The following is a 26,540-nucleotide window of genomic DNA, read 5'->3' on the forward strand; positions in this document are numbered from 1 at the left end:
ATTAGTTATTGTTTTTGATTTATTTTAGATGCGTCGATAATGATGATTTCCTAGCAATTCTATTCCCAAGATTTTATGCATCTATATCTGAGATTAATGATTATTAGTTCAAATATTTTTTTCGGTCAGATGACCAAGTAATCTATGTAATATTAAATTATTAACACAGACCTGATCTCTGATCAAAGTTTAAACTTTTTAAATGCCAACCATTCAACAACTCATAAGAACCGGGAGATTTAGTCTTTCTAGAAAGACTAAATCTCCCGCATTGCAAGCATGTCCAGAAAGAAGAGGAGTATGTACAAGGGTTTATACCTCTACTCCTAAGAAACCTAATTCAGCATTGCGTAAGGTTGCCAGGGTTAGGCTTACATCAGGTTTTGAAGTTACTGCCTATATCCCTGGCATTGGACATAATCTCCAAGAACATTCAGTTGTACTTTTGCGTGGAGGTAGGGTAAAGGATCTGCCAGGTGTGCGATATCACATAATTAGAGGGACACTAGATACTGCTGGTGTTAAAGATCGTCGCCAGGCACGTTCTAAGTATGGAGCGAAGGCTCCAAAAGACTAATTTTTCTTTTTTAAATCTGTAAAACTTCATTAACTATTTATGTCTCGTCGAAACGCTGCAGAAAAACGTCCAGTTTTACCGGATCCACAATTTAATAATCGTTTGGCCACAATGATGGTTCATAGATTGATGAAACATGGTAAGAAATCAACTGCTCAAAGGATTTTGTCCGATGCATTTGGTTTGATTAACGAAAGGACAGGAAATAATCCAGTTGAACTTTTTGAGACAGCAATAAAAAATGTCACTCCTCTTGTTGAAGTTAGAGCTCGCAGAGTAGGTGGTGCCACTTACCAAGTTCCAATGGAAGTAAGACAGGAAAGAGGTACTGCAATGGCTCTTAGATGGCTTGTGAATTTCTCTAGAGCAAGAAATGGACGAAGCATGGCTCATAAGCTTGCTGGAGAGCTTATGGATGCTGCGAATGAAGCAGGAAGCGCAGTTCGCAAGCGTGAGGAAACTCATAAGATGGCTGAGGCTAATAAAGCTTTTGCTCATTATCGGTATTGATTGAATAAAAAAACTGTTTGAGATCTTTTCTTTTTGCCGGTAGGCCTGTAGAGTCTCATCCGCCTTTTAAGCCTTAATTCGGAGAGTTATCTGTGTCTCGCGACTTTCCCCTGGAACGGGTAAGAAATATTGGTATTGCTGCTCATATTGATGCAGGTAAGACCACTACTACTGAACGCATTTTGTTTTATTCAGGTGTGGTTCACAAAATTGGTGAAGTTCATGATGGTGCAGCAGTTACTGACTGGATGGACCAAGAACGTGAACGCGGAATAACTATTACTGCTGCAGCAATCTCTACCAGTTGGCAGGATCACAGGATCAATATTATTGATACCCCTGGTCACGTGGATTTCACTATTGAAGTGGAAAGGTCCATGAGAGTCCTAGATGGAGTCATTGCTGTCTTCTGTGCTGTTGGAGGCGTTCAGCCTCAGTCCGAAACAGTTTGGCGGCAGGCTGATCGATATAGCGTCCCCAGGATGGTTTTTGTTAATAAAATGGATCGAACTGGGGCTGATTTCCTTAAGGTTTATGAACAAATCAAGGACAGACTGAAAGCAAATGCAGCGCCTATTCAGCTTCCCATTGGAGCAGAGGGTGAGTTAAAAGGAATTATTGATCTTGTAGGTAATAAGGCATATATCTATAAAAACGACTTAGGAACTGATATTCAGGAAACTGAAATTCCTGATGATATGGCAGATGAGGCAGCAGAGTGGCGATCAAAACTAATGGAGTCCGTTGCTGAAACAGATGAAGATCTAATAGAGCATTTTCTTGATAAAGGTGAATTAACTGAGGATCAACTTAAGAAGGGTATAAGAGAAGGAGTTTTAAAGCATGGATTAGTTCCATTGTTATGTGGTTCTGCATTTAAGAATAAAGGGGTTCAATTGGTATTGGATGCAGTTGTTGATTATTTACCTGCTCCAGTAGATGTACCTCCTATTCAGGGAGTTTTGCCAAGTGGGAAAGAGGCTGTAAGACCTTCAGATGACAGTGCACCATTCAGTGCCCTTGCATTTAAAGTAATGGCTGACCCATACGGAAAACTGACTTTTGTCAGGATGTATTCCGGAGTGTTAGAGAAAGGAAGTTATGTTATGAATTCTACGAAGGATTCAAAAGAAAGAATTTCAAGATTAGTGATACTCAAAGCCGATGAAAGAGAAGAAGTTGATACTTTGAGGGCTGGAGATCTTGGTGCAGTACTAGGTCTGAAAAGTACAACAACAGGAGATACTTTATGCACTACCGATGACCCGATTGTTCTGGAAACTCTTTTTATTCCAGAACCAGTTATTTCTGTAGCCGTAGAACCTAAAACAAAAGGTGATATGGAAAAGCTTTCTAAAGCACTTCAGTCACTTGCTGAAGAGGACCCCACTTTCAGAGTTAGTACTGACCAAGAAACAAATCAGACAGTAATCGCTGGAATGGGAGAACTTCATTTAGAAATATTGGTTGATAGAATGCTTCGAGAATTTAAGGTTGAAGCAAATATCGGAGCACCCCAGGTTTCTTATAGAGAGACAATTAGATCAAGTTCTAAAGGTGAAGGGAAATATGCAAGACAAACTGGTGGTAAAGGTCAATATGGTCATGTTGTAATAGAGATGGAACCTGGAGAACCTGGATCAGGGTTCGAATTCGTAAATAAAATAGTTGGAGGAGTCGTTCCAAAGGAATATATTGGACCTGCTTCAAATGGGATGAAGGAAACATGTGATTCTGGAGTCCTAGCAGGATATCCATTGATTGATGTCAAAGTCACTATGGTTGATGGATCCTTCCATGACGTTGACTCTTCAGAAATGGCCTTTAAAATTGCAGGATCCATGGCTTTTAAAGATGGTGTCAAAAAGTGCAATCCTGTACTTCTTGAACCAATGATGAAAGTTGAGGTAGAAGTTCCTGAGGATTTTCTAGGCTCTATTATTGGAGATCTGTCTTCTCGAAGAGGGCAGGTTGAAGGTCAGTCGATTGATGATGGACAATCTAAGGTTCAATCAAAAGTTCCTTTGGCCGAAATGTTCGGTTATGCTACTCAGCTAAGATCTATGACTCAAGGTCGAGGGATCTTTTCTATGGAATTCAGTAATTACGAGGAAGTACCTCGTAATGTTGCTGAAGCCATAATCTCTAAGAATCAGGGCAATTAATTCCTGATCTGTAAAATAAAACTTAAATCCCTTACAAACCCAAACCCGATTCTTTAAAAAAATGGCCCGCGAGAAGTTCGAGAGAAACAAGCCCCACGTCAACATTGGAACTATTGGCCACGTTGACCATGGCAAAACTACCCTTACAGCTGCTATTACAAATGTGCTGGCTAAAAAGGGTCAAGCCACGGCACAAGATTATGGTGATATTGATGGGGCCCCTGAGGAACGTGAAAGAGGTATCACGATCAATACTGCTCACGTTGAGTATGAAACTGAAGGCCGACACTATGCGCATGTGGATTGCCCAGGACATGCTGATTATGTGAAGAACATGATTACTGGTGCCGCTCAAATGGATGGAGCAATTCTTGTTTGTGCTGCAACCGATGGTCCAATGGCACAAACAAAAGAGCATATTCTTTTAGCTAAGCAGGTTGGAGTCCCCGCTCTAGTTGTTGCTCTCAACAAATGTGACATGGTAGATGATGATGAAATCATTGAGCTTGTTGAAATGGAGATCAGTGAACTCTTAGAAGGCTATGGCTTTACAGATGTCCCAATTGTTAAAGTTTCAGGATTAAAGGCTTTAGAAGGCAGTTCTGAATGGGAGACAAAGATTGAAGAATTAATGTCTGCAGTTGATGAATCTATTCCAGAACCAGAAAGAGAAGTTGATAAGCCTTTCTTGATGGCTGTTGAGGATGTTTTCTCAATTACTGGTAGAGGAACTGTTGCTACTGGAAGAATTGAGAGAGGGAAAGTAACAGTAGGAGAAGAAGTTGAGATAGTTGGAATTAAAGACACTCGTCTTACAACTGTTACTGGGGTAGAGATGTTCCGCAAACTTCTTGATGAAGGTATGGCTGGGGATAATGTTGGTTTGCTTCTTAGAGGATTGCAGAAGGAAGACATTGAGAGAGGAATGGTCCTTGTTAAGAAAGGTTCTATAACTCCTCATACAAAATTTGAAGGTGAAGTTTATGTTCTTAAAAAAGAAGAAGGGGGAAGACACACTCCTTTCTTTGCTGGATATAGGCCACAGTTTTATATTCGTACAACTGATGTAACCGGTCAGATAACAGCCTTTACATCTGATGATGGAAGTAACGTTGAAATGGTAATGCCAGGCGATCGAATCAAAATGACAGGAGAATTAATTTGCCCTGTTGCTATTGAGCAAGGTATGCGCTTTGCAATTAGAGAGGGAGGCCGAACCATTGGCGCAGGTGTTGTTTCAAAGATTATTGAATGATTAATAAATAGATGGCCAGGTAAGGCCTGGCCATCTATTAAGATCAAAAAATAGAGTCTAAATAATTAGCAACTGCTAATTATTTTTTTGAATCTTGAAAACTGATTTTTTTTCCTCAAAAGGTAACTAGCTATCTTTTTCCATGTCTACAGCCATTGCCCAGCAAAAGATACGCATACGTCTCAAAGCATTTGATAGACGCATGCTTGATTTGTCTTGCGAAAAAATTATTGAGACCGCTGATAATACCTCGGCTACAGCGATTGGCCCAATTCCACTCCCTACAAAAAGAAAGATCTATTGTGTCCTTAGATCTCCTCATGTAGATAAGGATTCAAGAGAGCATTTTGAAACTCGAACCCATAGGAGGATTATTGATATTTACAGCCCATCAGCAAAAACAATTGATGCGCTTATGAAATTAGATCTTCCCAGTGGTGTTGATATTGAAGTTAAACTTTGAAACTTTTAATCCATCAATATCGAATTTAATTCTCTAATATTCTAAATAGTTTGTGATGGTTTTCCCGTGACCGAACTTTCTGTCAGGGAGTTGCCTCTCTTCCCACTCCCTGAAGTAGTTCTTTTCCCTAAGGAGGTATTGCCTCTTCATATTTTTGAGTCTAGATATCGAATAATGCTTCAAAGTGTTTTGGAGTCGGATAGTCGTTTTGGGATAGTCAGGCTCGATACCAATTCAAAGAAAATGGCTGAGGTTGGATGTTGCGCTCAAATTATTAAGCATCAAACATCTGAAGATGGGAGAAGTAATATTGTGACAATTGGACAACAGCGCTTTCGGGTTTTAGATATTACAAGGGAAGCGCCATTCTGTACCGCTTTAATCAGTTGGATTGATGATGAACCGATATTTGATCAAGATAGTCTTTTAAAGCTCTCTGACTCGGTTCTAGAAGCCCTCAGAGATGTTGTCTCGTTGAGTGGGAAATTAACTGATTCGGAGGTTTCCTTGCCTGATGAGTTGCCGGATATGCCCAGAGAATTATCTTTTTGGATTGCTGCTCATTTAGGAGGACCAGCTGCTGATGAACAGCAACGGCTTCTTGAAATGCAAAATACTTCTAAAAGGCTTGAGAGAGAATTCGAAATGCTTGATCATACAAGGAGGCAACTCGCTGCGAGAACTGCACTAAAAGATACTTTCTCTAATGCGGACCAGAGAAATAATTGATGACAAATCTGACCTTTGCTACTGTTTTATTTTGTTGCTTATTCATAGCATTTGTTTTCATTTTACTTCTCGATAATCGCAGTTATAAATCTAGTAAAAGCGTTGCAAATGCTTATGATAAATGGACTAATGATTATCTTTTGGAGAGGCTTTGGGGAGAGCATATTCATTTAGGTTATTATAAACAATCCCCTAAAAAACCCGACTTTCGTCAAGCAAAAATAGACTTTGTTCATGAACTTGTACGTTGGAGTTCTTTAAACTCTCTGCCAACTGGATCTCGAATACTTGATGTTGGATGCGGAATTGGAGGTAGTTCTAGAATACTTGCTCGTGATTATGGATTTGATGTCTTAGGGATCACGATTAGTTCAGCCCAAGTTGAAAGAGCAAGAGAGCTAACTCCTGCTGGTATGAATTGCAGCTTTGAAGTGATGGATGCTCTTGATTTGGCATTTAAGGATGAAACTTTTGATGGAATATGGAGTGTTGAGGCAGGACCTCATATGCCTAATAAGCAGCTTTATGCTGATGAAATGCTTCGTGTTTTAAGACCAGGTGGAGTGTTATCAGTGGCGGACTGGAATATAAGAGAAATAGAAAATAAACCTTTGACTCTATATGAAAAATTGATTCTAAAACAACTTCTAAATCAGTGGGCTCATCCTGAGTTCTCGAGCATAAATAGTTTTAAAAAAAATTTACTTGAAAGTCCTTATAATCTTTCTGAAGTTGAAACAGAAGATTGGACTAGATTTACACTTCCATCTTGGAATGATTCTATTTTTGAAGGTATAAGAAGACCATTAGACATCTTGAGTCTTGGTGGCAATGCATTCCTAAAAGGGTTTAGAGAAATTCCAACAATACTTCTAATGAGATGGGCTTTTAGTAATTACTTAATGCGGTTTGGTGTTTTTAAAATTAGTAGTAAATGAGTTAATCATTGATTTGATGATTAGGGTATGATCCAAAGAAAACAATATTTTTACAAATAGGATTTAATAAATTCCTTAATTTCGAACTTATATCTTTGTCTTGATTTGTTAAGTCTATATCGATAAAAAAAATATACTCTCCTAACTCTCTTTTGGAAGGCCTTGATTCAATCCTGCTCATGTTTAAGCCTAATTGAGCTACACAATTTAATACTTTTAAGAGAGCTCCAGGTGAATTGGAATGTAGTGATAAAGCAAAACTTAAAATAGCACTATTTTGCTGTACTTCTTTTGTGTGAAGCAAAATAAATCTTGTACAATTTCCTTTTACATCATTTATAGGGTAAGCAAGTTCATTTAAGCCATTAGACTCTTTTGTGTTTAGAGCTCCAATAGCAGCTCTAAACTTACTTCCTTTAACTAATCGTATTGCTTCTGAAGTTGAATTAGTAGGAAGTAAGACAGCATTTGGAAGATTCTTATTTAACCATTCACTACATTGGCCAAGAGCTTGAGGATGAGATAAAACCTCAGATATATTTTGAATATTGCCACTGCTAAATAAGGCATGACGAATTGGAAGTACTAGAGCTCTGCGAATATATAGTTCAGGAAAAGACCAAAGCGCATCTAGTGTTGTAGTTACTCCCCCTTCTACTGAATTTTCTATAGGTACTACAGCAGCTTCACAATCTTTATTAGCAGTTTTTTCAATGACTGCTCGAAGACCCTTGCAAGGAAGAAATACTGGCGTGTCTAGCTTTTCAAGGTTTGCAAGAAGAACAGCTGCCTTTTCTGCATATGTTCCTTTTGGTCCTAAATAAGCCACTCGTGTGGGCATTATCAAAAAAAGAGTGAGGAGAAGATAAGATCATGCCGAACAAGATACTGAACATGCCTCTGGCTTTCGATGCACGACAGAAACTTGATTTACCAGTAAGAAGCAATTCTGAGCGACTTCCTGATTATCTCTTGCATGAGGAAAGAGTTGTTGGAGCTATGTTAGATCCTAAAAAGCTTACTCCTCTTGGCCCCAGTAGTTTTCGATATGTAGTTACTAGCTTCAATGTTTTTCAATTGCAAGTTAATCCAGTTGTTTCTATTGGAGTTGTAAGTGAACCAGGTAAATTAAGCATGCATGTAACAGATAGTCAGCTTGATGGTCTTGGATTTATAGATGATTTTGAATTAACCCTTCAAGCTACTTTGGAAGCTACAAGTGCTGGTTTAGAAGGTGAAGCTATTCTTGGCGTTACAGTTAGTCAGCCGCCTCTTTTAAAGCTGATTCCTCCAAAAATTCTGGAATCTACAGGGCATTCGATTCTTAACGGAATTTTGTTAGGGATTAAAGCTAGAGTTGGTAAACAGCTTGTTGAAGATTTTAATAATTGGTGTGAAGAGGGAACAGTTTCTTTAAAAAATTAACCAAGAAACTTTTTTATGAAAGATAATCTGTGAAGATCTGTTGGCCCATAGTTACTCAGGGCTTGACGATGGAAAGCAGTTCCATATCCAACGTTCTTTTGGAGACCATATTTTGGATATTTCTTAGATAATCTCTTAATTAATTCATCTCTTGAATTTTTTGCTATGACACTTGCTGCTGCTATTGCTGGGCAAGAGTCATCCCCTTTGATAATTGTTTTTTGTTTTCCTTCCCATCCTCTCAGGTTCAGACAGCCATCAATTAGAACGAGATCAGGTGGCTTTGCTAATTTTTGCAGAGCTCTAATCATCGCTATTTCAGTTGCTTTACGTATTCCAGTTTTATCAATTTCTTTTGCTGAAGATTGCCCTACTCCCCATTCTTCCGCATAGGTTTTAATAATAGGAGCTAATTTAGATATCTTTAATTTAGATAATTTTTTACTATCTTTTAAACCTAATTTAATCAGTCTAGTGCTATTCGCTTGACCTAAAACAACAGCACATGCAAATACAGGTCCAAATAAGGAACCTCTTCCAACTTCGTCAACTCCAGTAAGAACAATGGCATTTTTGTATACCATCTCAATTTATTGAGGCTGAAGAACGTCTTCTTTTCCTTCTAGGGTCTTCAGTATCTTCTGTAGATATTGGATCTTTAACTTCAGGTTCATTTGTTGAATCTAAAGACTGATTGATTATTTCCTGATTGATCTCACTCTTGTCAAACTCATTAACTTTGTCTTGCGAATCTTCAACTTCATTAGTGCTATTTTCTATAGACGCTTTAGTAATAAACTTTGCTGAGTATTTTCCTTTCCTTCTATTTTTCGTTGAATTATTAACTATTTGTTGCTTTGCGTTATTAATTACTTCTTCAGTCTTTTCTCCAGGCCTAACAATATTAATGAAAAGATTTTCATTTGCAGGTAGCTTATCTATCAAAAGAGCTGGGTTTAAACCAAGACTGCTGTAAACCTCTTCTTCTAAAGAATCTATATTTACAGCTAAAACTTCTGGTTTTTGCTTATGATTTGTAGATTCTGAGGGTGAATCTACATTGCTTGTTGAAGTTTGAACCTGTTGATTATCACCTTCATATATTGGGTTAGTTGGATCGATATTTGTGGAAATTTGATCAGTTTTATTGATAATAGATTGATGAGCATTTTCGTTTGACCCTCCATTAATTGGCTTTAAATTATCCTCTGATATATGTGATTGAATATTTGATTTTATATCGATTTGTTGAGTTTGATTATTATCTGGAATTGATTGTGTAAGTCCTGTTCCGTAACAATTTGGACATGATTTACCAAATAATTCATATATGTTTTGCCCTTGTCTTTTACGGGTTAGTTCTACTAGCCCTAACTCAGTAAGTTGAGCAATTTGAGGACGTGCAGAATCATTCTTTATTGCGGATGTGAAATGCTCTAATAACTGAAGTTGATCTTTTCTTAAGTCCATATCTATAAAATCAATAATTATTACTCCACCGATGTTTCTAAGCTTTAATTGGCGTGCAATTTCACTTGCTGCTTCGATGTTTGTCCAAAGAACAGTCTCGCGTGCTTTTGCTGCTCCTATAAAAGAACCAGAATTAACATCAATTACAGTTAATGCTTCTGTTGGCTCGATAATTATATAACCGCCAGATGGCAAGTCTACTCTTGGCTGTAAAGCATTATGTATAGCAAGATTAATTTTATAATGTTGGAATAATTGAGTTGGTTCTTCATGTGACTCAACTAATACATTTGATCCATGATACTTAAGGAATTCTTGGACTTTTTCAATTGAACTTTTGTTATCAACTACAACTTTAATCAAGTCAGAGCTTAGATGATCTCTAAGAACTTTATGAATAAAGTCTTCATCTCTTTTAATAAGACAAGGAGGAGAATAATCTTCTGATGATTTTTGTATTTTTTCATGTTGCTTTAGTAAGCTTTCTAAATCACTTATTAGTAGTTCTTCATTAATTGAATTAGCTTCTGTCCTTATGACAAGTCCTGTACCAGGAGGTTTTATTAGTACTCCAAGAGCTTTTAATCTATTAACCTCTTCTTCAGAACTTATGCTATTGGATACTTTGACACCTTTCCCATATGTTTGCAGTACTAGATATCTTCCTGTAAGTTCAATCTCTCCAGTAAGCCTTGCTCCTTTATTCCCTGTTGGTTCTTTTATTACTTGAACAATTACTTCTTGTTTGTAATCAAGTAATTCCGTAATACTTGCTGCAGTACTTTTACGACGTAATGGCCCTAAGTCACTTACATGCATAAAGCCGTTTTTTTCACTTTCTCCAATATTTACAAAAGCTGCATCTATACCTGGTAAAACATTATCAACTGTGCCTAAATATACATCTCCAATTTGATAGCGGCCTTTGGCGACAATTAACTCTTCAACTTTTTCATCGTTAAGCAATGCTGCTATTCGCATTTGCTCAGCAATGATTATTTTTTGGGGCATATGAAAAAAAGTGAATGTTCCAATAGATGGTTCGATTTAAATCAAAAAATGCTTTGAAGATCCAATTAGGTTTTACTGGTTAACTAGTAACCTGATTAAAGAGATCTTTCTACCAATTGCTCTTTTTTTGAGTGAGCCTGTTTAGGAGATAGCTGAACGGAATTTGTCTAGAAAAGTAAGACCTTTTTTCCCTTAAAACTTGGGTTAAGTAAGGTCCGATAGAACCCATCTTAAATTCCCAACAAACTTTAGCACTAATTAATTAAATTGTTTTGAAAATAGAAACCTAATTTTTATAATATTTTATCCTTGAAATAATCAAAATCGATTTTATGACATGCCTTTAGATTCGGTGATTTTGCCATTATGTGTCTATTGTGAGTTTCTTTTGTGAACGAAGTTGTATACAGCGTGACACATTCCATAGGAATATGTATTGAGTTAATTCGATTTTTATTGTGGTTAAGGTAAACGGAAATTATTTAAAACTGCAAGCAGGTTATCTTTTCCCTGAGATAGCTAAGCGGGTTGCGAAATTTTCTCAAGCCAATCCACACTCAAACTTAATTCGTCTTGGGATAGGAGATGTTACAGAACCTCTTCCTAAAGCATGTTCCTTTGCGATGAAAAAAGCTATTGATGAAATGAGCACCCCAGAGGGGTTCCATGGATATGGACCAGAACAGGGTTATTCATGGTTAAGGGAGAAGATTTCAGAATTTGATTTTAAAAAAAGAGGCTGTGACATTAGCGCAGAAGAGATTTTTGTTTCTGATGGATCCAAATGTGATAGCAGTAATATCCTTGATATCATTGGAGATGGTAATCGAATTGCAGTCACTGACCCTGTTTATCCCGTATATGTAGATAGCAATGTAATGGCTGGGAGCACTGGTCTTGCAAATGCTCAAGGTCGTTATGATGGTCTGATTTATATACCTATCACAGCTGAAAATTTATTTATAGCAGAGATACCCAAAGAAAGTGTTGATTTGATCTATCTATGTTTTCCCAATAATCCAACTGGTGCTGTCGCTACTAAAAGACAACTGAGTGAATGGGTGAATTATGCGCTCGCAAATAAATCGTTGATTCTGTTTGATGCTGCTTATGAAGCTTTTATTCAGGATGAGACTTTGCCACATTCGATTTATGAAATAGATGGTGCAAGGGATTGTGCGGTTGAATTTCGTTCCTTTTCGAAAAATGCTGGATTTACTGGAACAAGATGTGCATACTCGGTAATTCCGAAATCTTTAAAAGGCAAGACACAAGATGGACGTGATGTTGACTTGTGGTCTTTATGGAATCGCAGGCAGAGTACAAAATTCAATGGAGTAAATTATGTTGTACAAAGGGGTGCCGAAGCAGTTTATTCGCATGAAGGTTGTATGCAAGTCAAAGGTTTGGTGAATTTTTATATGGAAAATGCATGCATTATTCGAAATAATTTAAAAGAAGTTGGTTATGAAGTGTTTGGTGGTGAGAATGCTCCTTATGTATGGATAAAGGTTCCTGATCGAATGGATTCGTGGGGATTTTTTGATTTTCTTTTAGAGAAGGCCAATGTTGTTGGAACTCCTGGAAGTGGTTTTGGTTCTGCTGGGGAAGGTTATTTCCGTCTTTCTGCTTTTAATACCAGAGATAATGTAGAAATGGCTATGGAAAGAATATCTTCGCTCAAATGAAAAGAGAATCTTACCTTCAATTACATTGGTCTCAAATTGATGGATTTCTGTTCATGTCTGATAAGTTGACTTCTAGTCCAGGTGGAGCGGCTGTAATAGAAAGGCAAACTGAGAGAGTAAGGAAGAGATCTCCTAGATATAAGGTTTTACTGCATAATGACCCAATTAACTCTATGGACTATGTTGTCAATTCATTGAGAGAGGTTGTTCCTCAATTGAGTGAGCAAGACGCAATGGCTGTCATGCTAGAAGCTCATAACACGGGTATTGGCTTAGTAATAGTTTGTGATTTAGAACCTGCTGAGTTTTATTCTGAGTCTTTAAAAGCAAAGGGTTTGACGAGTTCAATTGAGTCGGAGAGTTAATTTAATTGCTTTATTCTCTCTGGAATAAATGGTTAACTCAACGTTACCGTTGGATACCCAGTATTTCTTTAGTTCCATCTTTATACTTTTTAGGCTGGTTATTAGTTAAGCCTTTTGATATATATATTTTAAATTTGACAAATGAAGATATTTCTTTAATAGGGACATTAATCACTTTTCTTGCATTTACATTAATTCTTCCAAGCTGGGTGAAAACTAGATGGTCTAGTTTAAGCCCATGGAATGCATTAGGTTTAAAGAATATAATAAACATTAGAGAATTATTTTTTTTATTTAGAGGATTATTTTTTGCTTTTCTAGGAATAGCTTTGCTTATATTGATAATGTACTTCAGTAAATGGTTTGACGGCTTTTCAAAAGTAAAAATAGAAATTATACTTGATGCTATTTTTATTGGCACCATTGTGGGAATTGCAGAAGAATTAATTTTTAGAGGGTGGTTATTAGGCGAGGTAAGTTATTTGCTGGGAGAAAAGTGGGCTAATGTATTGCAGGGAATAATATTTAGCTTGGCACATATAAGATCAAGCCTGAATACCAACGAACCTCTTCTGATTTACATTGGTTTATTGCTCTTTGGAATTCTTCTTTCTTTTAGACGTTCTCTTGATAAAGGATCTTTATGGGGAGCAATTGGCCTTCATGGAGGCTTAGTTGGAGGGTGGTTCTTGATAGATAATGGTTTGATTAATTTTTCTCAGCACTCACCATTGTGGTTATTTGGGGTTGGTCAATCTAATTTAAATCCTATTGGAGGAGTCGGATCAATTGTTTTTATGCTAATAGTTCTAATATATCAACGCAAAGATTTAGAAAGATTTTGACGATGTTCAGCCGAAACTGTCAAGGCTTCTTCTAGGGGTGCTGAACCATAATCTCTTTCCAGTAAATCTATTACTGTTCTGCCAAAGTTGTTTGGTTGTGTATCAAATGCTTCTAAACAAATTTTCCCAAAAGTTTTGCCCATAGGCTCAGGATTCCACAATAATTTTCTAGCTGTCCAAGGCATCATGCTCATAGGATTATACCCTTTATTAATTAAACCTTTTTCTAGACCATATTTTTCTAGAAGAGTATGAGGTTGAAGCCCAATGAAAAATATTGCTGGCTCAACATTTTTAATTCCAAAAATTTTTTCTAATTCTCTATGGTATCTAATTGTTTGTCGAATAGTCTCAGGTCTTTCATCTATGACGTTAAATGAGTAATTAACAGAAACTTGATCTTTAAAACCAGCATCTGCAAGTAATTGGCAGTTTCTTAGTACAGTTTTTAGGTTGTATCCCATTCTCATTTTTCTTACTAACTCTTGAGAGCCAGATGTTATGCCAATTTCAAAGTAACTCATTCCAGTCTCTACCATTAATTCAGCAAGTTCTTTATCTAGATTGTCTGCACGAATATATGCAGCCCAATTAATATCATTTAGACCTGCCTTAATTATTGCTTTGAGAAGTTCTTTTGCATTATCTATATGACCACGAGCAGGAATAAATTGAGCATCAGTAAACCAAAAGCCACGTACTCCTAAATTATAAAGTTGTTGCATTTCTGCCACTACTTCTTCTACAGGATTTATACGAACTTTTTTCCCTTCAATAACGGTATAAATACAATAGCAGCAGTTATGTGGACACCCTCTTTTTGTTTGAACACCTATGTAGAAATCACCGCCTTCTAAATACCAGTTAATTTCTGGCCATATAGAGGTTATATATGAATAATTACATGCAGTCTTTAGTAAGCTATTTGGTTTCTCATGGATCAACTTTTCTCTTGGAGGATCGCCAACTATAAAACTCCTTTCGTCGTTAATTGCTTGACCTCTTAAAAGCTTTTCTAGGAGAAGTTCGCCTTCCCCAACTGAAATTATGGTTCCTTTCGGGAGTGTCTTGCCAAGTTGTTGATAGAAAACGCTTACCGCTCCTCCTCCTACAACTGCTCGTGCATTCTTGGAGAATCTTTTGGCATATTTAAGACCTTTCTTGATAAGCTTTTGGTTGCGCCATAATTCTCCATAATGACTAGTCATTAATCTTATACCCCCTAAAGCTCCATGAATTCTTTTTATAGGATTTTCAGAATAGAAAGCCTCAAAGGAACTCTGTAGAGGATTGCCTTGTCTTCCATCTACAGGTGCATATATTTGTATATCCCTCCAAGAATATACTAGTAATGTAGGTTTAAAATCTTTAATAGTTTGTATTAAGTTTCTTGTTACATCTAGGCTTGGGATTGAGGCTAGATCAAGAATCTTTTGAGATAAATCAGGGAAACACTTATGTAAATGATCTGCTAAATAAATTGGTCCAATAGGAAATATTGGATTGCAAGGTAATCTTATAAAAAGAACCCTTTCGTTTTTAATTTTATTTAATGGCTTATCCATTCCTTTTGAAATGTTTTACCTAGTGCCTTATGACACTTTGCTATTAGTAATTTGAAACTTAATTAATCTAACAACTTTTAATTCTATCTGATGATACATAGCCTTATTGGTTTTCAGCTTTTCGTTCCCCAAGTTCTTGCTGTTCTTCATTGGTAATTACCTTGAGCTCAAACCTGACAATTAGACCAATCAATATGAAGAAAATTCCTAGGAGAGACAAGTGAGAATCAAATGACACTTAAATCCTCCAGTAATGGAATTACCTTGCTTAATCTTCATTAGGCTATCAGGTGAAGGCTTATGATCACAATATGCTTCTCATAATGAAGCAGAATATTGTGATTAATCTGCCTGTTTGGTCTTTACAGTTTGATCATGCCGGTGATTGGAATTGAACCAACGACCTACTGGTTACGAATCAGTTGCTCTACCCCTGAGCTACACCGGCAACTAGAAGAATTTAACATTTGGATTTGTAATTGCCATGTCCAGCCAGACTCCTAGCCCTGATCCCAAGATAGATCCTCAATTAAGAGAGAAACTACTTAAAGAGACAAGAAATCCTTTCTATGGGCCTCGTAGAATCCTATGGTTTATTTTTTTTGCTGCTGCAACCTTAGGCTTATTCATTATGTTATCGAGAGTAATTGCTGGAGAAGTTGTTTCAACGAATGATTTTGGTATACAGGCAGGTGCATTTTTATTATTTGGTTCTCTACTTTTGTTTGATCGTCGTACTGAAAAGAAAAAATAATGACAGTTTTAAATTAAATTAGCTTGAATAAGTTATTGCTTTTGATTCGAAATAGTTATGCATTTAACTTGCGTTTTTGAGTCACCATCTTAAAGGCTTCAATTAGATCTCCCTCTTTCCAATTCGAGAATCTGTCAGAGCCTAGGCCACATTCAAAGCCTGTTGCGACATCTTTGACATCATCTTTATTTCGTTTAAGCGAGTCTAGGTCTCCTGCGAAGACTATTTCATTCCCTCGTTTAACCCTTACTTTGCAATTGCGCTGTAGCTTACCGTTGATCACATAGCAGCCTGCAACTGCACTTCTGCCAATGGTGAATATTGCTCTTACCTCAGCTTCCCCAAGTGATTCTTCTACTAACTCAGGCTCTAATAAACCTTCCATTGCTAGTTGAATATCTTCTAAAAGCTTATAAATTACTTCATAGTCCCTAACGTCAACACCTGAGGAATCGGCTGCCCTTTTGGCCCCAGATGCCATTGATGTATTGAAACCTACAATTACAGCTCCCGAGGCAGCTGCTAAATCAACATCGGTTTCTGTTATTTCTCCAGGAGCTGATAATAAAACTCTGACTTGTACTTCATCTTTTGGTAATTGTTCTAGTGAGCCAAGAATTGCCTCAATACTTCCTTGAACGTCAGCTTTAAGTATTATGTTTAACTCTTTTAAGTCCCCTTCATTCGCTTGACTTGACATTCCAGAAAGTGATACTCGTCGTGTAGCCATTTGTTGAGCCAATCTTGTTGCTCTGGCATCAGAAGCTCTATCGCCTACAACAGATCTTGCTGACTTTTCATCTGGATATACTTCAAACTCATCTCCTGCAGTTGGTACTTCGTTGAATCCAAGGGCTTCTACTGGGCAGGATGGCCCAGCTAGTTTAAGTCTAGATCCATTCTCATCGACCATTGCACGAACCTTCCCAAGTACTGGTCCAGCCGCGATCACATCCCCAGATTTTAGAGTTCCATTTTGAACTAATAATGTTGCTACTGGCCCTTTGGCTTTGTCTAAATGAGCTTCAATAACAGTTCCTTTAGCCAGTCTTTCTGGATTAGCTTGTAGATCTTCTACTTCACTAACAAGTAATATCATCTCAAGAAGCTTGTCTATATTTTCTCCTTTAATTGCACTAACAGGAACCATTACCACATCTCCTCCCCATTCTTCCGCTATAAGATTTTGATCAGATAGTTCTTGCTTTACTCGATCTGGTGAAGACCCTTCTTTATCAACTTTATTAATAGCAACAACTATTGGAACTTGTGCTGCTCGTGCATGACTAATCGCTTCCAAAGTTTGAGGCCTTACTCCATCATCGGCAGCAACAACTAGAACGGCTACGTCAGTAACTTTTGTTCCTCTGGCGCGCATCGCTGTAAAAGCTTCATGACCAGGTGTGTCTAAGAAAGTTAGTTTTCTTGTTTTTTTGTCATGCTCTACTTCTATTTGATATGCGCCAATATGCTGTGTAATCCCTCCAGCTTCACCTGCTGCCACCCTTGCTTGGCGAATAGCATCTAAAAGACTAGTTTTACCATGATCAACATGACCCATAACAGTTACTACAGGTGGTCGCTTTATTAAGTGGGCAAGATCGGTGTCTTCAATCATTTCAACAGTTTTCTTGGCTGCTTCTTCCACATCGTCTTGGAGTACTGGTACTCCAAACTCTTCTGCAACAGTTTCAATTGTGGATAAGTCTAGAGATTGTGTAACGGTGGCTGTAATCCCTTTGAAGAAAAGAGATTTGATAATTTCTGAACTCTCTACACTAAGCATGTCAGCTAGTTCCTGAACAGTTAGGTTCTCGTCAGGAACAATGATCATTTCTGGCCTGACTTGCTTGGCTTCTCGTGAGGCGCGAAGTTCCATTGCCCGTCTTCGTTGTCGTTGGCGTGTTGTTTCTTTTTTACGTTTCCTAACTGCAGCAGTTGGTTTAGAGGAAGTTTTTTGAGTGCCTTTTGGTTTCGCAGGCCTAGCTAAACTTGCAGAAAGAAGAGTTGCCTGTTGTTCGCCAGCAAATCCGCTTGTTTGAGTTGTTAATGTGTCATCGTTTTCACCGATAATATGAACTTTTTGCCTTTGTTTTTGACTCGTTTTATTCTTTAAAGCATCTAGCTTGGCGCTATCATCCCAGTCAGGTCGAGCTCTTCTGGGGGCACTACTACTTCCTGGCCTATGGAAGGGTTTTTTAGGAGCAGTTGGTGGAGTGGGCCTATTTGCGGGTGGCTTAGATCCATCGGCTCTTCTAGGTTTGTTTTGTCCAGTACTATTGCTATCTGGTCGCCTAGGAGGTGCTGCACCTGGTCGCCCAGAAGGCTTTTGTAATTGCATTAATTCACCTGGAGCCACAGGCTTTCTCATGCCATTTGGAATGCCTTGTCTTCCTTGAGGACTTCCTTGTCTACCCTGAGGGGCTCCTTGTCTACCCTGAGGACCTCCTTGCCTTCCTTGAGGAGCACCCTGTCTTCCTTGAGACCCAGCTTGCCTGTTTTGTCTTCCTTGACCAGGTCTGTTGGGAGCACCTGGTCTGGATGGAGACCCTTGTCTGTTGGGCGCACCAGGTCTGGATGGAGCGCCTGGTCGAGTTGGTGTTCCTGCCCTTCCTTGAGGCAAACCTTGCCTGAGGGGGCCATTTTGCCTCGTTTGAGACATTGGACGCATTGGACGATTATTCGAATTTCTAGGACCTTGATTTTTATTATCTACCGGCCTTTCTCTTCGAATTGGAGCTCCAACAAGTTCTGGAGGATTATTCTTTTTAGTAGGCTGACCACTAGTCTTTTGTCCAGATGGTCGATTCTGTTCGTTTAAATTTTTATCTTGCCTAAATTGATTCTTCTGGGGATTGACTTTCCTTTGATCTGGCTCAATTTTTGTTCTGTAAGGATCTGCGCTGTTTTGCTTAACTGGTTTATTCGCTTTGGGCTGGAGTGATGTTATTTGAGGACGTTTTGGCTTAGGAGGATTAATTAATTGAGGCTTTGTAAGAGGTTTATGGGCATTAGGAATTTGTGTTTGATTCTTTGAATCAACTTGCTTGCTTGATTTGATATTTGATATTTGATTTTGAGAGCTTTTGGCAATATTTCGATTTTTCTGCGGAAGATTTGTTTTTTGTAATTCCGAGTTTGGTTTTAAGATTTCTCTGGGTTTTGGGGCAAGAGGCTTTATTTCGGAAGGATTTTTTTTGCCTATTTGCTTACTTGCTTTGACAGAACCTTTGGTTAATTCTTGCTTTCCTTGATCTTTACCTTTGCCAATACTTGGTTGGTTTAAAGATACCGTTTCTTTAGAGGTTGGTTTCGGTAAAGGACTTTTGGGTATTGAAGGCTTATTGGCTAATTCTTGAGTATTAACTTTCTTTTTGTCTTTTTGTAATTGTGAGGATTGCTTGACCTGAACTGGAGCTTTTTTAACAGAAAGAATTTCTTTGCTCCCTTGTGACTTCGCCTTGGTTTGTGTGCTGCTTGATTTTAAGAAGCTTTTGATCTTTTTAGCCTCATCATCGCTAATGGAGCTGCTATGACTTTTTACAGAAATGGCAAGTTTATTGGCCGCATCAAGCACATCCTTATTATCTAGGTTTAAATCCCTAGATAATTCATAGATTCTGATTTTGCCTCTGCTTGTCATTAAGTTTTCCGTTCAGTCCAAGTAATTTTTGGGTTTTTAGCCTTTATAAAGAAGCTTATGTTTTATCTTGCCTCAGAGATTGAATCATTGCCGCGATTTAGTCGATCTTGAAGACTTTCTATAACGTTGCAATTCACCTTACATCTCAAGGCTTTCTCAATACGTTTGCGACGCCAAGCTTCTTCGAGGCAAGTCTCGTTGGGACATATATAGGCAGATCTGCCCATACCGCCTTCGAGAACTACTCCATCCTTATGATCTTTGGTTACTTTGAATAGTTGATTGCGATCAATCACTTTTCTACAAGCAACACAACGACGTAGGACGGGCTTATAGGTCACCGGGCTCCTTCCTCTGGTTCATGATTTTCTTCAGTTTCAATCTCTTCTTCATTTGAATCGTTTTTAATATCATCTTCAATTGTTAATTCAACTCCAGAAGCCTCATCAGAATCTTCATTGTAATCTTCTTCATCTTCAGGTAAAGGATATAACTCTCGCAAGCGAGCATCTTCTTCAGCTCTAGCAGCTTGTTCTGCGGCTATACGATCTTCTGCTTCTTTTTGAAGAGCTTCTTCTTCTTCTCTTTGTGCTATTAGTTCAGCAACTACAGCATCTTCTGCTGTTTGATCATATTCTTGAGAATTCTTGATATCTATCTTCCATCCAGTTAATCGGGCTGCAAGACGAACATTTTGTCCTTCTCTACCTATAGCAAGACTTAATTGATCAGGCGGTACAAGAACATGAGCGTGTTGGCCTTCTGGATCAACCAATCTAACCATTTCCACTCTTGAAGGACTTAGTGAATTGCAAATGTATTCAATTGGATCTGAAGACCATCTAATTACATCGATTTTCTCTCCCCTTAATTCATTTACTACCTGCTGAATTCTTGATCCACGAGCACCTATGCAAGCTCCAACAGGATCTACCTCTCTTTCATTACTATCTACAGCAACTTTTGTTCGAGGCCCAACAGATCTTGATGGAGGATTAGCTTCTCTAGCCACTGCAACAATTTTTACAGAACCCTCTTGAATTTCAGGAACCTCATTTTCAAAAAGATAAACTACAAGACCAGCATTTGACCTGCTTACAAAAAGTTGTGGCCCTCTTCGAGGGATTTCGCTTACTTCTTTGAGGTAAACCTTGAATGTTGCATTCGCTCGATAATTATCATTGGGCAGTTGATCTTTTCGTGGAAGTTCTGCTTCTACTTCGGGTCTTCCTAGTCCTGAACTAACTGCCATAATTACAGATTGACGCTCGAAACGTATAACCCTTGCTGTTAGGACAGGGTCTTCAAGATCTGCAAATTCTTCTTGAATCATTCTTCGTTGTTGATCCCGAAGCTTTTGAGCAAGAACTTGCTTGGTAGTTGTCGCAGCCATACGACCAAAATCTTCTTTTTCAGGGGTGACATCAAGTACAACTGTGTCGCCTATTTGGGCATCATCAGCAACTTGCATGACCTCGGATAAAGCTATTTGATGGTCTTCGCTTTCAATCTCTTCAACTATTATTTTACTTGCTAAAACTCTATATCCTTCCGCTTCAAGATCTAGGCCCACATCAAAATTACTAAAGTACTCTTCTTCAAATGGATCTTGACTTATTCCTAGATAAAGAGTCTTCCGATATCTTTCATAACCTTTTAATAAGGCTTCTCGAAGAGCAGCTTCTACGACTTGAGTGGGGAGTTTCTTTTCCTCACTTATGTCTTCGATTAAGTTATTCAGGCCAGGGAGAAGAACAAGAGCCATCGATGATGGAGTAGTGAATGGGTGGTTTTAAATAAGTGGAATTGAGTTTGGAAAAATTATTCTTTTGAAGTAGTAAGTTGAACTTTAATCACACTTGTAATTGGAATAATAGTAACTCTTCCTTTGCTATTAATCTTTAATTCATCCTTTGATTTTTCATGAAGCAATCCATTCTTTTTTACCTCTGATTCTTGATCATCTATAAAGCTAACTTCTATTGGGAATCCTTTGAAGGTCTCAAAATCTCTATCTGTTGTTAATAAATCTGGTAAGCCTGGGCTACTTATTTCAAGAATATAAGGATTTTGGAGTAATTTTGATTGGTCTAATGCGTCACTAATTGGAGTGTTTAAAAGAGCACAATCATCTAGTGATACATCACCTCCGCCTTGGGGACGGATTTGTACTTGAATTGTCATTGGATTTTGATGAGTATGTAGCTCAACAGCAATTACTTCAAAACCCTTATCTAAGGCAGTTCTGTTTACGAGATCCTTAAGGTCTATGACTAGGGAATTCAACAGAAGGCAGGATTTTGATTGGACTGGTAGCCCAATCGGTTTCAGTTTTTACCTGCCTCCATTAAAGGAGGTAACCGTCAGGCGTATTTTTATATTACTTGATGATCTACTTTTTTTTATAATAAAAGAATCTTCGTCTAATCAATTCAGCTGAGGTTAGTGTTTTGAGTTAGATTTTTCTTGATTCCTTAACTAGAAACGTCAAAACCTATCAAATTAGAACAGATGAGGAAAATTTTATTGCTGTTTTTTTTGACAGTTTTTCTAGGGATTAGCCCTGTTTTTGCATCGCAAAATTCTAATGTTGAGTATGAACATAGTTTCGTATCTACTGCTGTAAAGAATGTCGCTCCTTCTGTTGTTCGAATAGATACTGAAAGGACCATTGATCGCCAAGCTTTTGACCCAACATTGATTGACCCTCTTTTAAGAGATTTATTAGGTGAGCCAGAAATTGGTCCAGAAAGACAAAGAGGCCAAGGTTCTGGTTTTTTAATAGATTCTAATGGTCTTATTCTTACTAATGCACATGTAGTAGAGAAGGTTGACGAAGTTAGTGTCACACTTTCGAATGGAGATGAATTGGATGGCTTTGTAGTAGGGACCGATCCTGTTACTGATATAGCGCTTGTAAGGTTAGAGGGAAGTAATAAATTAAATGCAGCTCCTCTAGGAGATTCAGAGGCCCTTGAAGTTGGAGATTGGGCTATTGCTCTTGGGACTCCCTTTGGCCTAGAAAGAACAGTTACCCTTGGTATCGTAAGTAGCCTCCATCGAGATATAAATAGCCTGGGCTTTTCGGATAAAAGACTTGATTTAATTCAAACCGATGCAGCTATAAATCCAGGCAATTCTGGTGGTCCATTGGTTAATGCGATTGGAGAAGTTATTGGCATTAATACTCTTGTTAGATCAGGTCCAGGAGCAGGATTAGGCTTTGCAATTCCAATAAATCTTGCAAATAAAGTAACAGAACAAATTCTTTCTGACGGAGAAGTTGTACATCCTTACTTAGGCCTTCAACTCGTTGCTTTAACTGTTCGAATTGCAAAAGAACATAACCTTGATCCCAATTCATTAATTCAATTGCCCGAGAGAGCAGGTGCATTAGTTCAAACAGTGGTTCCAGACAGTCCAGCCGAGAAAGCAGGTTTAAGAAGAGGCGATCTGGTTATATCAGCTGAAGGTAGTGAAATTTATAATCCGCAATCATTACTGCAAAAAGTTGAATCAGCGGAAATAGGAAAACCTTTTGATTTAGAGGTATTAAGGAATAGTCAAGAGATAAAACTTGCTATAAAACCTCAACGATTACCAGGAGTTGGGTAGAAATCTTGCTACTGTCTCCGCTGATGGTAAAAAAAAGATGTCTGATCTTCAATTGAAAATGAAAGAAGCTGTTGCTAATGCAGCAGTTGACCAAATACAAAATGGAATGACGCTTGGATTGGGTTCAGGTTCTACTGCTGCTTTGATGATTAGAGCTTTAGGTAGAAAGCTTGCAGATGGCAGTTTGAAAAATATTGTTGGAGTAACCACTTCTTTTCAAGGCGAAGTACTGGCTTCCGAATTAGACATTCCCTTGAAAAGTCTTTCTGCTGTATCCAAAATTGATCTTGCAATTGACGGAGCAGATGAAGTTGACCCTAACTTTCAACTTATTAAAGGAGGGGGAGCCTGTCACGTTCAAGAAAAATTAGTTGCTTCTCTTGCAGACAGATTTGTAGTCGTGGTTGATTCAACAAAGATTGTAAATCGTCTTAATCTAGATTTTTTATTACCTGTCGAAGTTTTGCCTGATGCATGGAATCAAGTTAAAAATAGATTAGAAGAAATGGGTGCAAAAACCCAATTAAGAATGGCCCAAAAAAAGGCAGGTCCAGTTGTTACTGATCAAGGAAACCTTGTTCTTGATATTAAATTTAAAGATGGCATAACAGATTCAGAAAGTCTTGAGAAGTCAATTAATAATATTCCTGGAGTATTAGAAAATGGACTATTTGTTAATCTCACGGATGAGGTTTTATTAGGAAATGTGGAGAATGGAATTGTAGGAGTTAATTCTCTTGAGAAGTCTTGATAGATCTTATTTTTATTGATTGAGCATGGCTGTGTAATCCTTCGCTTAGTGCTAATTCAATCACATCTTTCTTTGTTTTCTCAAGAGCATTAGAGGTGAATTGAATTGTGGATGTATTTTTCATAAATGTTTCGACACTTAGAGCCCCACTAAATCTTGCAGTACCAGATGTAGGAAGTGTATGGTTTGGTCCAGCTAGATAATCTCCTATAGCTTCTGGACTCCAAGGACCAAGGAATATAGCTCCTGCGTTCTTTATGTTTTTTGCGAGATCATTAGGGTTTTGAATGAGTAGCTCTAAATGCTCTGGAGCGAATTCATCGCTTAGCTTTGCGCAAGATTTGATATCTTTGCAGTGAATTATTAGGCCCCAGTTCTCAAGAGAGCTCTTACATATTTCTGCTCTTGGGTGATTTTCGAGTTGATTCTCAATTTCTGTAGTGATTGTATTAACTAGGTTTGATTCTGTTGTTATTAATATGGCTGCAGCCAGAGGATCATGCTCTGCTTGAGCAAGGAGATCTGCTGCAACTTGAGTTTTATTGGCGCTCTTGTCGGCAATTATGAGTACTTCACTGGGGCCAGCAAGTGAATCAATTCCAACTTTGCCATATACAAATTTTTTAGCCAAAGTCACATATAAATTTCCAGGCCCACTAATAACATCAACTTTAGGAATACTTTCTGTTCCAAAAGCTAGTCCTGCAATTGCTTGCGCCCCTCCTATGCGAAACACTTTTGTTATGCCAACTAAGTGAGCAGCTGCAAGAACTGTTGTATTTATTTCTCCGTCTAAACCTGCAGGAGTAACCATTGCAATCTCTTCTACACCAGCCACAAGAGCTGGGATAGCATTCATAAGAACAGTGCTTGGATAGGCGGCTCTTCCTCCAGGAACATATATCCCAGCTTTTTGAACAGGTTTCCATCTCCTCCCGAGTTGTTCTCCATATTCTCCTTCGATCAAGATATCTTTAGGGACTTGAAGCGTGTGAAAATTTTTTATACGCTTATAAGCTGTTTTAAGCGCATTTTGCAGTGATAAAGGCGTTGAATCCCAAGCTTTTTTAAGCTTAATAGGATCGACTTCAATTGGATTTGGGATAAATCCGTCAAATTTCTCGGTGTATTTAGAGATTGCTTTGTCCCCTGTTTCTTCAACCTCGTTAAGAATTGACTCGACAATATTTATGGCTTTTCTTTGAGCCCTACCACTAGTCCTTTTCGTGATTTTATCTAGCGCCTCAGAGGCTTCTTTGAGGTTTTGGACAGACTTAATCTTTAGCCTGTTAAGGCTTGTTTTTTTATTAGTGTTTGTCTTCAATGACTGCACAAGAAGCTTTAATAAAAGTCTTATCTCAAATATCTTAAATCGCTTTTGTTTCCCTGATGAATTATTAATGAAAGGGTTTTGAGCTAAAATATAAGCTTGTTTGAAAGACTTAAGCCTCAGTGGCAAATAACAACTCAGCTAAGAAGCGAATTCAGATTGCAGAACGCAATCGTTTGGAAAACAAATCTTATCAATCTTCCGTGAGAACCTTGATGAAAAGATGTTTTGCAGCTTTTGGAGCCTATGAAACTAAACCTGGTGATGAAGCGAGGAAAGGCTTAGAAGAAAATATCAATCTTGCTTTCAGCAAAATTGATAAAGCGGTAAAGAGAGGGGTTTTGCATCGTAATACTGGAGCAAATCAAAAATCTCGTCTTAGTACTGCGTTTAAAAAAGCAGTTAAGTCAAAGGAAAATAATTAGCATTTTAGAGCTTATCGTAAATATTTTGATCATTGTTCAATTGCAAGAATGCAAAATAGTTAGCAAGTGCTTTTTAAACAGTGAATTCTTATAGTCTCATTGATAGCCACTGTCATATTGTCTTTGAAAATTTCGAAGGTGATATTGATGAGGTCGCTTCGCGATGGAGGGCTGTAGGAGTCAAAAGTTTGTTGCATGCATGTGTTGAGCCTTCTGAGATTCCTGCTATTCGGGCTTTAGCAGATAGATTCCCTGAACTGAGATATGCAGTTGGATTGCATCCTCTGGATACTGAGCACTGGAAAGCAAATACTATTGATATCTTTCGCGAAGCGGCAATAAATGATCCTCGTATTGTCGCGATTGGTGAACTTGGATTGGATTTGTTTAAAGATTCAAATCTTGATCAACAATTAAGTGTATTAAGGCCTCAGATAGACCTTGCGAATGATCTTGATTTGCCTGTAATTATTCATTGCAGAGATGCCGCTAATGAAATGCTTGATTTTTTTAGTGAATTGGATAAGTGTCCCAACGGAGTTATGCATTGTTGGGGTGGCACTCCTGAAGAGATGCAAAATTTCTTGGACTTAGGTTTTTATATTAGTTTTAGTGGAACAGTTACCTTTGCGAAAGCCACGCAAATCCATGATTGTGCAAGAGAAGTCCCAGATGATCGATTTTTAGTAGAAACTGATTGCCCTTTTCTATCTCCCGTACCTCACAGAGGTAAAAGAAATGAGCCTGCAAATGTTGAGTTTGTAGCAAAGAAGATTTCAGAAATTAAAAACCAATCATTTTGTTCAGTGGCTAATAACAGTTCAGCAAATGCAAGAAGATTGTTTGGGTTACCTTGAAAACAGGATTTTTCACTAGAAAAAATTTTCATCCCAGTGTAGTATTGATAATTGCCCTGGTTTGACTTGTTTCTTCGTAATAGCTTTCGAAGAGCATTTCTCTTAATGTGCATTGTTGACGTTATTGATCTTGAGCTGAGTTCATCAAGTCAGTGTTTG

At 38.0% G+C, this 26,540-nt stretch carries 25 protein-coding genes and 1 tRNA gene; 16 read left to right on the forward strand and 10 right to left on the reverse strand.

Annotated elements, in window-relative coordinates; translation table 11 throughout:
- Positions 1 to 202: 202 nt before the first annotated feature.
- The 7 genes from rpsL to SOI85_RS07530 all read left to right on the forward strand — a co-directional run bounded on the left by rpsL (position 203) and on the right by SOI85_RS07530 (position 6,637).
- Complete coding sequence (gene rpsL / locus SOI85_RS07500) at positions 203 to 577, forward strand: 30S ribosomal protein S12 (RefSeq protein WP_320663775.1); 375 nt, start codon at positions 203 to 205, stop codon at positions 575 to 577.
- A 39-nt stretch (positions 578 to 616) separates the two neighbouring features.
- On the forward strand, positions 617 to 1,087 hold the full coding sequence (gene rpsG / locus SOI85_RS07505; protein ID WP_320663776.1) for a 30S ribosomal protein S7: 471 nt from the start codon (positions 617 to 619) through the stop codon (positions 1,085 to 1,087).
- A 92-nt stretch (positions 1,088 to 1,179) separates the two neighbouring features.
- On the forward strand, positions 1,180 to 3,252 hold the full coding sequence (gene fusA, locus SOI85_RS07510; RefSeq protein WP_320663777.1) for an elongation factor G: 2,073 nt from the start codon (positions 1,180 to 1,182) through the stop codon (positions 3,250 to 3,252).
- Between the two features lie 61 nt (positions 3,253 to 3,313).
- A complete protein-coding gene (tuf, locus tag SOI85_RS07515) occupies positions 3,314 to 4,507 on the forward strand; it encodes an elongation factor Tu (RefSeq protein WP_320663778.1) in 1,194 nt (397 codons plus the stop codon).
- 142 nt (positions 4,508 to 4,649) lie between these two features.
- On the forward strand, positions 4,650 to 4,970 hold the full coding sequence (gene rpsJ, locus SOI85_RS07520; protein WP_320663779.1) for a 30S ribosomal protein S10: 321 nt from the start codon (positions 4,650 to 4,652) through the stop codon (positions 4,968 to 4,970).
- 66 nt (positions 4,971 to 5,036) lie between these two features.
- On the forward strand, positions 5,037 to 5,699 hold the full coding sequence (locus SOI85_RS07525; RefSeq protein ID WP_320663780.1) for an LON peptidase substrate-binding domain-containing protein: 663 nt from the start codon (positions 5,037 to 5,039) through the stop codon (positions 5,697 to 5,699).
- Positions 5,699 to 6,637 carry a methyltransferase domain-containing protein gene (locus SOI85_RS07530; protein WP_320663781.1) on the forward strand — a complete coding sequence of 313 codons (939 nt, stop codon included), beginning with the start codon at positions 5,699 to 5,701 and terminating at the stop codon, positions 6,635 to 6,637. Before SOI85_RS07525 ends, SOI85_RS07530 begins: the two co-directional genes overlap by 1 nt.
- Position 6,638: 1 nt before the next feature.
- Here the strand turns inward: SOI85_RS07530 and pheA are convergent, their stop codons facing one another.
- Positions 6,639 to 7,478, reverse strand: coding sequence for a prephenate dehydratase (pheA, locus tag SOI85_RS07535; protein ID WP_320663782.1), 840 nt, complete (start codon positions 7,476 to 7,478; stop codon positions 6,639 to 6,641).
- 53 nt (positions 7,479 to 7,531) lie between these two features.
- Here pheA and SOI85_RS07540 point away from each other — a divergent pair, with 53 nt between their 5' ends.
- A complete protein-coding gene (locus tag SOI85_RS07540) occupies positions 7,532 to 8,062 on the forward strand; it encodes a DUF1997 domain-containing protein (RefSeq protein WP_320665159.1) in 531 nt (176 codons plus the stop codon).
- Here SOI85_RS07540 and SOI85_RS07545 read toward each other — a convergent pair.
- Positions 8,059 to 8,646 carry a ribonuclease HII gene (locus SOI85_RS07545; protein ID WP_320663783.1) on the reverse strand — a complete coding sequence of 196 codons (588 nt, stop codon included), beginning with the start codon at positions 8,644 to 8,646 and terminating at the stop codon, positions 8,059 to 8,061. The two genes, SOI85_RS07540 and SOI85_RS07545, sit on opposite strands and share 4 nt — an antisense overlap.
- 1 nt (position 8,647) lies before the next feature.
- Entirely contained in the window at positions 8,648 to 10,543 is a 1,896-nt protein-coding gene (locus SOI85_RS07550) for an Rne/Rng family ribonuclease (protein ID WP_320663784.1), read from the reverse strand.
- 458 nt (positions 10,544 to 11,001) lie between these two features.
- On the opposite strand from SOI85_RS07550, the gene SOI85_RS07555 reads away from it, so the two are divergent.
- Genes SOI85_RS07555 through SOI85_RS07565 form a run of 3 tightly spaced genes read left to right on the forward strand, consistent with a single transcriptional unit; the run spans position 11,002 to position 13,441 of the window.
- On the forward strand, positions 11,002 to 12,231 hold the full coding sequence (locus tag SOI85_RS07555) for an LL-diaminopimelate aminotransferase (protein ID WP_320663785.1): 1,230 nt from the start codon (positions 11,002 to 11,004) through the stop codon (positions 12,229 to 12,231).
- 53 nt (positions 12,232 to 12,284) lie between these two features.
- Positions 12,285 to 12,596 carry an ATP-dependent Clp protease adapter ClpS gene (gene clpS / locus SOI85_RS07560; protein WP_320663786.1) on the forward strand — a complete coding sequence of 104 codons (312 nt, stop codon included), beginning with the start codon at positions 12,285 to 12,287 and terminating at the stop codon, positions 12,594 to 12,596.
- A 5-nt stretch (positions 12,597 to 12,601) separates the two neighbouring features.
- Entirely contained in the window at positions 12,602 to 13,441 is an 840-nt protein-coding gene (locus SOI85_RS07565) for a CPBP family intramembrane glutamic endopeptidase (protein WP_320663787.1), read from the forward strand.
- Here SOI85_RS07565 and SOI85_RS07570 read toward each other — a convergent pair.
- Together SOI85_RS07570 and SOI85_RS07575 are read right to left on the reverse strand one after the other, a co-directional pair.
- The gene (locus SOI85_RS07570; RefSeq protein WP_320663788.1) at positions 13,414 to 15,006 is read right to left on the reverse strand and encodes a photosystem II high light acclimation radical SAM protein; all 1,593 of its coding nucleotides are present in this window, start codon (positions 15,004 to 15,006) and stop codon (positions 13,414 to 13,416) included. The genes SOI85_RS07565 and SOI85_RS07570 overlap by 28 nt on opposite strands.
- 376 nt (positions 15,007 to 15,382) lie before the next feature.
- Positions 15,383 to 15,454: transfer RNA gene (locus SOI85_RS07575), tRNA-Thr, on the reverse strand.
- A gap of 36 nt (positions 15,455 to 15,490) precedes the next feature.
- On the opposite strand from SOI85_RS07575, the gene SOI85_RS07580 reads away from it, so the two are divergent.
- Complete coding sequence (locus tag SOI85_RS07580; RefSeq protein WP_320663789.1) at positions 15,491 to 15,760, forward strand: DUF3493 domain-containing protein; 270 nt, start codon at positions 15,491 to 15,493, stop codon at positions 15,758 to 15,760.
- A 55-nt stretch (positions 15,761 to 15,815) separates the two neighbouring features.
- Here the strand turns inward: SOI85_RS07580 and infB are convergent, their stop codons facing one another.
- From infB to SOI85_RS07600, 4 genes are all read right to left on the reverse strand, one after another.
- Positions 15,816 to 19,403 carry a translation initiation factor IF-2 gene (gene infB, locus SOI85_RS07585; RefSeq protein ID WP_320663790.1) on the reverse strand — a complete coding sequence of 1,196 codons (3,588 nt, stop codon included), beginning with the start codon at positions 19,401 to 19,403 and terminating at the stop codon, positions 15,816 to 15,818.
- Positions 19,404 to 19,465: 62 nt separating this feature from the next.
- On the reverse strand, positions 19,466 to 19,744 hold the full coding sequence (locus tag SOI85_RS07590; protein ID WP_320663791.1) for a YlxR family protein: 279 nt from the start codon (positions 19,742 to 19,744) through the stop codon (positions 19,466 to 19,468).
- The gene (gene nusA, locus SOI85_RS07595) at positions 19,741 to 21,168 is read right to left on the reverse strand and encodes a transcription termination factor NusA (protein WP_320663792.1); all 1,428 of its coding nucleotides are present in this window, start codon (positions 21,166 to 21,168) and stop codon (positions 19,741 to 19,743) included. Before nusA ends, SOI85_RS07590 begins: the two co-directional genes overlap by 4 nt.
- A gap of 56 nt (positions 21,169 to 21,224) precedes the next feature.
- Complete coding sequence (locus SOI85_RS07600; RefSeq protein WP_320663793.1) at positions 21,225 to 21,689, reverse strand: ribosome assembly cofactor RimP; 465 nt, start codon at positions 21,687 to 21,689, stop codon at positions 21,225 to 21,227.
- A gap of 225 nt (positions 21,690 to 21,914) precedes the next feature.
- Here SOI85_RS07600 and SOI85_RS07605 point away from each other — a divergent pair, with 225 nt between their 5' ends.
- Together SOI85_RS07605 and rpiA are read left to right on the forward strand one after the other, a co-directional pair.
- Positions 21,915 to 23,018, forward strand: coding sequence for a trypsin-like peptidase domain-containing protein (locus SOI85_RS07605; protein WP_320663794.1), 1,104 nt, complete (start codon positions 21,915 to 21,917; stop codon positions 23,016 to 23,018).
- A 37-nt stretch (positions 23,019 to 23,055) separates the two neighbouring features.
- Positions 23,056 to 23,769, forward strand: coding sequence for a ribose 5-phosphate isomerase A (gene rpiA / locus SOI85_RS07610; protein WP_320663795.1), 714 nt, complete (start codon positions 23,056 to 23,058; stop codon positions 23,767 to 23,769).
- On the opposite strand, the gene hisD is transcribed toward rpiA, so the two are convergent.
- Complete coding sequence (gene hisD / locus SOI85_RS07615) at positions 23,747 to 25,093, reverse strand: histidinol dehydrogenase (RefSeq protein WP_320663796.1); 1,347 nt, start codon at positions 25,091 to 25,093, stop codon at positions 23,747 to 23,749. The two genes, rpiA and hisD, sit on opposite strands and share 23 nt — an antisense overlap.
- Before the next feature lie 128 nt (positions 25,094 to 25,221).
- On the opposite strand from hisD, the gene rpsT reads away from it, so the two are divergent.
- Both rpsT and SOI85_RS07625 read left to right on the forward strand, forming a co-directional pair.
- Positions 25,222 to 25,524 (forward strand): 30S ribosomal protein S20, encoded by a 303-nt coding sequence (rpsT, locus tag SOI85_RS07620; protein WP_320663797.1) that lies wholly within the window; start codon positions 25,222 to 25,224, stop codon positions 25,522 to 25,524.
- 80 nt (positions 25,525 to 25,604) lie between these two features.
- Positions 25,605 to 26,381, forward strand: a complete 777-nt coding sequence (locus tag SOI85_RS07625; RefSeq protein ID WP_320663798.1) for a TatD family hydrolase — start codon at positions 25,605 to 25,607, stop codon at positions 26,379 to 26,381.
- Positions 26,382 to 26,540: the final 159 nt, after the last annotated feature.

Origin of the sequence: Prochlorococcus sp. MIT 1223 (genome assembly GCF_034092465.1) — a bacterium.
Lineage (GTDB): Bacteria > Cyanobacteriota > Cyanobacteriia > PCC-6307 > Cyanobiaceae > AG-402-N21.

Coding starts and splice junctions, on each gene's coding strand:
- rpsL (WP_320663775.1), top strand. CDS start 203: ATGCCAACCATTCAACAACTCATAAGAACCGGGAGATTTAGTCTTTCT.
- rpsG (WP_320663776.1), top strand. CDS start 617: ATGTCTCGTCGAAACGCTGCAGAAAAACGTCCAGTTTTACCGGATCCA.
- tuf (WP_320663778.1), top strand. CDS start 3,314: ATGGCCCGCGAGAAGTTCGAGAGAAACAAGCCCCACGTCAACATTGGA.
- rpsJ (WP_320663779.1), top strand. CDS start 4,650: ATGTCTACAGCCATTGCCCAGCAAAAGATACGCATACGTCTCAAAGCA.
- SOI85_RS07530 (WP_320663781.1), top strand. CDS start 5,699: ATGACAAATCTGACCTTTGCTACTGTTTTATTTTGTTGCTTATTCATA.
- pheA (WP_320663782.1), bottom strand. CDS start 7,478: ATGCCCACACGAGTGGCTTATTTAGGACCAAAAGGAACATATGCAGAA.
- SOI85_RS07540 (WP_320665159.1), top strand. CDS start 7,532: ATGCCTCTGGCTTTCGATGCACGACAGAAACTTGATTTACCAGTAAGA.
- SOI85_RS07545 (WP_320663783.1), bottom strand. CDS start 8,646: ATGGTATACAAAAATGCCATTGTTCTTACTGGAGTTGACGAAGTTGGA.
- SOI85_RS07550 (WP_320663784.1), bottom strand. CDS start 10,543: ATGCCCCAAAAAATAATCATTGCTGAGCAAATGCGAATAGCAGCATTG.
- clpS (WP_320663786.1), top strand. CDS start 12,285: ATGTCTGATAAGTTGACTTCTAGTCCAGGTGGAGCGGCTGTAATAGAA.
- SOI85_RS07570 (WP_320663788.1), bottom strand. CDS start 15,006: ATGGATAAGCCATTAAATAAAATTAAAAACGAAAGGGTTCTTTTTATA.
- SOI85_RS07580 (WP_320663789.1), top strand. CDS start 15,491: ATGTCCAGCCAGACTCCTAGCCCTGATCCCAAGATAGATCCTCAATTA.
- infB (WP_320663790.1), bottom strand. CDS start 19,403: ATGACAAGCAGAGGCAAAATCAGAATCTATGAATTATCTAGGGATTTA.
- nusA (WP_320663792.1), bottom strand. CDS start 21,168: ATGGCTCTTGTTCTTCTCCCTGGCCTGAATAACTTAATCGAAGACATA.
- SOI85_RS07605 (WP_320663794.1), top strand. CDS start 21,915: ATGAGGAAAATTTTATTGCTGTTTTTTTTGACAGTTTTTCTAGGGATT.
- rpiA (WP_320663795.1), top strand. CDS start 23,056: ATGTCTGATCTTCAATTGAAAATGAAAGAAGCTGTTGCTAATGCAGCA.